Raw genomic sequence first — 6,528 nt, 5'->3', positions numbered from 1 at the left:
CTAACTCCCCCCAGCAAGGAAAAGAGTAGAAACTTTCTTAGGTCTTATATTGGTATTCGCCAAAGAGCAACAGTCTCCTTCACTTTTATAACAGCTTAAGATCTAAGTCAGTATAGAATCTTCCAGAAGAGCATAATGTTTACCAGGGAATGAGGGGGGACCAAGAATGCCAGTTTCACCTGCTTACAGCCTAGTTAAAGGGTTGGGCTGTGCTTTGATTGCAACCGTCTTGGCGATAGTGGCCTGTGGGGCAATGCTCAAAACAACTCCTATCTCGGAAAAGTATTTGCCTTTTTTAGCATTAGCTGTCTTAATCGTAGGTGCTGGACTGGGTGGTTTTGTGGCGGCCCGTACCACCGGAGAACGCGGTTTAGTTCAAGGAGTTGCAGTGGGAGCGCTGTATACAATCGTAATCGTGGTCATTGCTCTAGTTATTGGACCTGGAAATCTGGATCTGACTGCAAGTCTAGTTCGTGCTGGGTGTTCAGTGTTTGGGGGAGGCATAGGTGGTATACTGGGGATAGCCAGTCGCTAAAAGCTCTATGAGACCCTGCCGGTCTGTTTAAGCATTTTCTTAAGTATGGCCCGAAGAAAGCTTGGTAGAGGAATAAAATAAACCCGCACTTGAATCGCTCCTTTCGAGTGGCTTCAGGGTGGTTATCCTGCTGAGTACAGCTACATTATATGATATGGTTGTAGTGGGGAAATGTTAAATTCAAGAATAATGCTATATATAGGTAAATATAGGCAAGGCCCTAGAGAAAAACTAGGGCCTTTACAATTTTTTTACCACAGGTATGATGAAGAAGTATTAAGCGGCCGCTTGTGAAGGGAAAAAGGAAAGATAATCGAATTTGACTTATATAGGTGCCAGGTAGTTCTCGGGGCATAGTTTGGTTCTTGCCTGGGGGTAAATATAACATATGCAGTTAGAGTCCATCGCCAAAGCAGTTAAAATGATAATAGAAGCTATTGGGGAAGATCCCAATCGAGAGGGGTTACGCCAGACCCCAGAACGAGTTGCTCGCATGTGCCAGGAAATATTCTCGGGAATGGAAGAAGATCCTAAGCAGTACCTTGAGGTTCACTTCAATGAGCATCATCAGGAAATGATCTTAGTCAAAGATATTCCCATTTACTCTATGTGCGAGCACCATTTTCTGCCATTCTATGGGAAGGCTCATGTAGCCTATATCCCTAGGAACGGAAGGGTAACGGGTCTTTCCAAGCTAGCTCGCGTAGTTGAGAGTTATTGCAAGCGGCCTCAAATGCAGGAGAGATTGACCAGCCAGATTGCTGATACCATCATGGAGGTGCTTAAGCCTCTAGGAGTCATGGTAGTGATTGAAGCAGAGCACATGTGCATGACTATGCGCGGTATTAAGAAGCCTGGATCTATGACCATTACCTCAGCTGTAAGGGGGGCTTTTAAAACCAGTGAAGCAACTAGGGCGGAGGCATTTTCGCTAATCAAGGGCGGGAATCAATAGTGTTGTCCAAAGCAAAGGCTATTCGAATTCTGTTGACCAACGACGATGGGGTCAATGCTGCCGGTTTGTTAGCAGCATTTAGACAGCTATCAACTATAGGGGAAGTATTGGTAGTCGCGCCTGACCGAGAGCGTAGCGCCATCGGGCACGGGATCACCGTGCATAAACCATTGAGAGCTTTCGAATTAGATCCAAAAATCTCGGGAATGAGAGGCTGGTCAGTAACTGGTACGCCAGTTGATTGCGTTAAAATAGGGTTGGAAAGCCTCCTTTCGGACCCTCCCACTATAATCGTGAGTGGTATCAATGCCGGAAGCAACTTGGGCACCGATATCCTTTATTCGGGAACTGTCTCAGCAGCCATGGAGGGAGTCATTGAAGGGTATCCTGCTATGGCTCTCTCGCTTGATTGCAAGGAAGGTGATACCGATTGCCAATATGATTTGGCTGCCCAAATAGGAGCAGTATTGGCCCAGTATTTGGCAGATACCATTTCTCAAGTTACCTTACTAAATGTTAATATACCCAACATCCCTCGAGAGCAAATCCGAGGCTTAAAGATCACTTGTTTGGGCAAGCGGCGTTACCGCGATACCATCGAGCGCCGAGTAGATCCTAGAGGCCGAGCCTATTTTTGGTTGGCAGGCCAGGTTGTAGACAGCCTGGATGAAGAGGAATCAGACGTATTTGCCATTCGAAATGGTTTTGTTTCGGTAACGCCGATTCATCTGAACTTGACCGATTCAACCATGAGTAACTATCTTAGGAAATTGAACCTAGAGGGGCTACTCAGCTCTATCTGGGGATGGGTAGGTGGTTCAGGCCGGGAATGCGCCGTAGATCGTCCCACGTAAGTTCACCCAACAGCACTAGTATACCACAGTAGATGGTTATGGCCGCCACTGAAGTAATGGCAAGAAAAAGAAACAAATCAACGGTGGCGGGTGACAACAGCTGCCTTGCGGCATAAATTGCTGTGGCTGTGCCGAAGGTGGCAATCAGGGGCTTAATAGCCAGCAAGTGCCAGTTCGGTGCGTGATCCATCTGGTGCAGGATTGTGAGATCCAGGAGGGCAATAACTAACCAGCCCATACTTATGGAAACGGCGGAGCCATGTATCCCTAATCCTGGCAAAGAGGTAAGTGTATACAGTCCTATAAGGGTTATACCATAACCAGCCAGGCGGTTAGCAAGCACGGGTCGAACCGCTCCAAGCCCTTCAAGAATTGCACCTGTAACATGTTCCAAATAGAAAAAGGGTGCAGCAGGCGCCAGTAGCTGGAGCAAAGTGCCAGCTTGGGGCAAGCGAAAAACCACGTCGCACAGCGGGTCAGCAGCAAAGAAGAGGAAAGCGGCTACGGGTAGACCTATGATCATGGTAAGCCTAACCGCTTCGGTAATGCGAGCTCGGAGCAATGTAGAGCGGCCTGAAGCCGCGGTCTTGGAAATGCCAGAGAGCAAAGCAGTGGACATAGCAAATGTTAATACTGAAGGGAGATTGATCAAGACCAAGGCAGCTCCTGAAAGCTGTCCAAAAAGCTGAATCGACTCAGCGCCAGAAAGGCCGCAAGCCTGTAAACGCCAAGGGATGATGATTGACTGGGCCAGTAAAAGGATTGAGGCGATGATTTTGACTAGCCCGACTGGTGCAGCAAAGGATAGTAATTGTCCAACCACCCCGTGCGAGGAACTATTAAGGGTAGGTTTAGCTGTGCGATAGAGCTTAGCTATTTCACCGTGACCTAGTAATAACATCAAGACTAGGCCAGAAGCTTCTCCAATCAGAAGACCGATTGCTAGCCCTGCAGCCGCAAGGCTGGGCCCTAATACCCCTAACTGGAGAGCTAAGTAAAGGGACACGATGATGCGGAGAACTTGTTCACTGATTTGAGCAAGCACAGGAACAATCATATTGTTTAGGCCCTGAAACAAAGCGCGAACGCAGGAAGAAGCTGCTACCACCGGAACGGCAATGCAAGCTATTAGTAATGCGAGGCTCACTCGAGAGTCAGCAAAAACCTGAGTTAGAAGTCGGTTGAACATGATACAAGGGACAGTCAGGAGTAAGCTTGACACTGATACCAAAACTGTGGCAACCAAAAAGGAATGCCATGCTCGGCGGGAATGACCCAATGCGGTCTCTTGGGCCACTATCTTGGCAATACCAGTGGGTAACCCAGCTGTACTAAGTACCAAAACTACCGTAAATGCTGAAAAAACTTGCTCATAGAGGCCTACTATCTCTGGGCCAAGCAGTCGGACAATTATAATTCTAAATCCGAACCCTAGAATGCGGTTTATCAAGCCTGCGGTAGTTAGAATGATGGTATTGTAAGTAAGAGAATCAGACGCCTTCATTGAAAAACCTCCCTGTCTTGATAAGAAGGTATGCCTTTGAATAGCAACTACATGCTAAATATGGGTCATTTGGAAAAACTAGCGAGTAGGAAGATAGTGCATAAGGCCTCTAACCTTTGCTTTTACAAAAAGGATTTTCGGTAAGAGAACAAAAATATAAGTAACAAGAATGGTTTTAAGGAGGAGTCCCATGAAGGCATTTGATAGCTACCACATACGTAATCTAGCAGTTGTAGCCCATGGTGGTGCCGGCAAGACTTCTTTAACTGAAGCGCTACTGTTTTGTGCTGGAGCCACTAAGCGATTGGGTAAAGTAGATGAAGGAAATACTGTAACCGATTATTTCCCCGAGGAGATCAAACGAAAAGTTACAATTCACACTGTACCGGCATCCTTTGAATGGAATAACCATAAGCTAAACGTCCTGGATACCCCAGGGTATTCCGATTTCGTAGGCGATGTCATTGCTGCCCTACGCGTGGTAGAAGGATTAGTTTTTGTAGTGTCAGCAGTAGCCGGGGTAGAAGTCCAGACTGAGGTCATCTGGGAAATGGCGGATGAAAGGAGACTCCCGATTGTTGCCTTTATCAATAAGATGGACCGCGAAAATGCCAATTTCTTTAATGTTCTCGCCAATATGCGTGAGCGCCTATCCCGAGATATCGTACCTGTTCATATCCCCATAGGCGAAGCTGGTGACTTCTGCGGAACTATAGATTTGCTGACCGGGAAAGCCTTAATTTATGAACCCGGTTCTGGCTCCAAACCAGTAGAAACGTCAATACCCAACGATTATGCTGAACAAGTTAGTCAGTATCAAGAACAATTGGCTGAGGCCGCAGCCGAAAGCGATGATGACCTATTGGAAAAATATTTAGAGGGAGAAAGGTTGTCGCCTGATGAGTTGGCCCTAGGACTGCACAAGGGGGTAGCCCAAGGAAAGGTTGTTCCAGTTTTCTGCGGCTCGGCCCTCAACAATATAGGGATAGGTGCTTTGTTGCAGTCCATAATTGATCTCTTACCTCCCCCAATTAGCAGTCCCGAGGAGGCCAAATCCATAGCCGAAAAACCATTGGGAGCCCTGACTTTTAAGACCCTTTCCGATCCATATGTAGGCAGGTTGACTTTCTTTAAGGTCATTGAAGGGGTTATGCGTTCAGATAGCCTGGTCTTGAATTCGAACAAGCAGACCGAGGAGAAGGTGGGCCAAATTTTGGTTATGCAGGGTAAAAACCAATTCCCGGTAGATCTACTTGGCCCTGGAGATATCGGTGCTGTAGCTAAACTGCAAGCGACTAGTACAGGTGAGACTTTAACCAGCAAGGGTAATCAGAGAGTCTTTGAAGGGATTGATTTTCCTGAACCCAACTTAGCTATCGCCATAAAACCAAAAACAAAGGGTGACGAGGATAAGCTCAGCAACGCCCTGGCAAAACTTCTAGAGGAGGATAACACTCTAAAAGTAGAAAAAAACTTAGAAACTAAAGAGACCTTGCTTCTAGGTATGGGAGAAATGCATCTAGACATTACCCTTGAGAGGCTGCAACGAAAGTTCGGGGTTGAGGTTACCCAGTCGTCACCCAAAGTTCCGTATCGGGAAACCATCCGCATTCCAGTAAAACGGGTAGAGGGGAAACACAAAAAGCAGACTGGTGGACACGGACAATACGGACATGTGTTTATTGATGTTGAACCTTTGGCTGATCAGGAGTTTGCCTTTGAGGAAACAATTTTTGGTGGGGCAGTTCCGAAACAATACATCCCCGCAGTGGAGAAGGGTATTCGCGAGGCTTTAAATGAAGGTATACTTGCCGGATATCCTGTTACCAACATAAAGGTTACCCTAGTTGACGGGTCATATCACCCGGTGGACTCGTCGGAAATGGCATTCAAGATAGCTGCTGCTTTGGCTCTCCGCAAGGCCTTAGAACAGGCAAAACCAGTCTTGCTAGAGCCCATTGCCAACGTTGAAATCCGTGTTCCCGAACAGTTCATGGGCGATATCATTGGGGATCTGAACAGCAAACGGGGCCGAATCCTTGGCATGGAACCCGATGGCAAGATGCAGTTGATTCGTGCTCAAGTTCCCATGGCAGAAATGTATAGGTATGCCATAGACCTTAAGGCCATTACTCAAGGTCGGGGCCAGTTTCACATGGAATTTGGCCAGTATGAAGAAGCTCCATCGAATGTGGCTGAGAAGGTGATAGAAGAAGCTCGAAAGGCGAAGCAGGGCTAAGAGCGGGAAAACCTGAGAGAGGGTTACCTAGGCCTGTGGAGTAAGAGCCTGGGTAACCCTTACTTACTGTTGGGCCGTTCATATTTAAGCATTTGCTGCCACCGATTATTCCAAAGTATACCTGTCCTGAAGCCATGCCGGCAATAGAAGCGCTTGGCGGTAAGGTTATCTTTTCCTACCCAGAGTTCTATTCTTCGGTGTCCGCGCTGGACTAAATACTGTATGCCTGCCTCCAATAGCTTACTTCCTAATCCTCGCCCCCACAATGCTGGGTCAACTACCAACTCGTGAATTTCTCCTACTCGCTGTCCCCTCCACGAAACCCACCACGGATCAGCCACTAGGAAAGCCACCCAGTGCGAACGGAACCGTATCCCTAAGAATCGGTTGTGCGATCGGTGGCGAAGCCAGGAAAAATATAGGCGGCGTTGGCGGTCGTTT

General features: G+C 47.4%; 6 protein-coding genes. 4 read left to right on the top strand and 2 right to left on the bottom strand.

The window, feature by feature from the left end; translation table 11 throughout:
• The first annotated feature begins 166 nt into the window (after positions 1 to 166).
• From H5U02_13135 to surE, 3 genes are all read left to right on the top strand, one after another.
• Positions 167 to 535: a TIGR04086 family membrane protein gene (locus tag H5U02_13135; GenBank protein ID MBC7343365.1), complete on the top strand. Its 369-nt coding sequence runs from the start codon at positions 167 to 169 to the stop codon at positions 533 to 535.
• Between the two features lie 388 nt (positions 536 to 923).
• Positions 924 to 1,490 (top strand): GTP cyclohydrolase I FolE, encoded by a 567-nt coding sequence (folE, locus tag H5U02_13130; GenBank protein ID MBC7343364.1) that lies wholly within the window; start codon positions 924 to 926, stop codon positions 1,488 to 1,490.
• Positions 1,491 to 1,510: 20 nt separating this feature from the next.
• Positions 1,511 to 2,344, top strand: coding sequence for a 5'/3'-nucleotidase SurE (gene surE, locus H5U02_13125; protein ID MBC7343363.1), 834 nt, complete (start codon positions 1,511 to 1,513; stop codon positions 2,342 to 2,344).
• On the opposite strand, the gene H5U02_13120 is transcribed toward surE, so the two are convergent.
• A complete protein-coding gene (locus tag H5U02_13120; GenBank protein MBC7343362.1) occupies positions 2,286 to 3,848 on the bottom strand; it encodes a polysaccharide biosynthesis protein in 1,563 nt (520 codons plus the stop codon). The genes surE and H5U02_13120 overlap by 59 nt on opposite strands.
• Before the next feature lie 190 nt (positions 3,849 to 4,038).
• Between H5U02_13120 and fusA the strand changes: the two genes are divergently transcribed.
• On the top strand, positions 4,039 to 6,087 hold the full coding sequence (gene fusA, locus H5U02_13115) for an elongation factor G (protein ID MBC7343361.1): 2,049 nt from the start codon (positions 4,039 to 4,041) through the stop codon (positions 6,085 to 6,087).
• Between the two features lie 59 nt (positions 6,088 to 6,146).
• On the opposite strand, the gene H5U02_13110 is transcribed toward fusA, so the two are convergent.
• The coding region (locus H5U02_13110; protein MBC7343360.1) for a GNAT family N-acetyltransferase at positions 6,147 to 6,528 on the bottom strand (382 nt) is incomplete at its 5' end.

The sequence above is a fragment of the Clostridia bacterium genome (assembly GCA_014360065.1).
Taxonomy (GTDB): domain Bacteria; phylum Bacillota; class DSM-521; order Neomoorellales; family JACIYF01; genus JACIYF01.
Note: the sequence above shows the minus strand (reverse complement) of the source record. Positions and strands in the feature narration are given on the sequence as shown.

What these genes read in the sequence shown, in the direction of transcription:
- H5U02_13135 (MBC7343365.1), top strand. Translation starts at nt 167, where the DNA reads ATGCCAGTTTCACCTGCTTACAGCCTAGTTAAAGGGTTGGGCTGTGCT.
- folE (MBC7343364.1), top strand. Translation starts at nt 924, where the DNA reads ATGCAGTTAGAGTCCATCGCCAAAGCAGTTAAAATGATAATAGAAGCT.
- H5U02_13120 (MBC7343362.1), bottom strand. Translation starts at nt 3,848, where the DNA reads ATGAAGGCGTCTGATTCTCTTACTTACAATACCATCATTCTAACTACC.
- fusA (MBC7343361.1), top strand. Translation starts at nt 4,039, where the DNA reads ATGAAGGCATTTGATAGCTACCACATACGTAATCTAGCAGTTGTAGCC.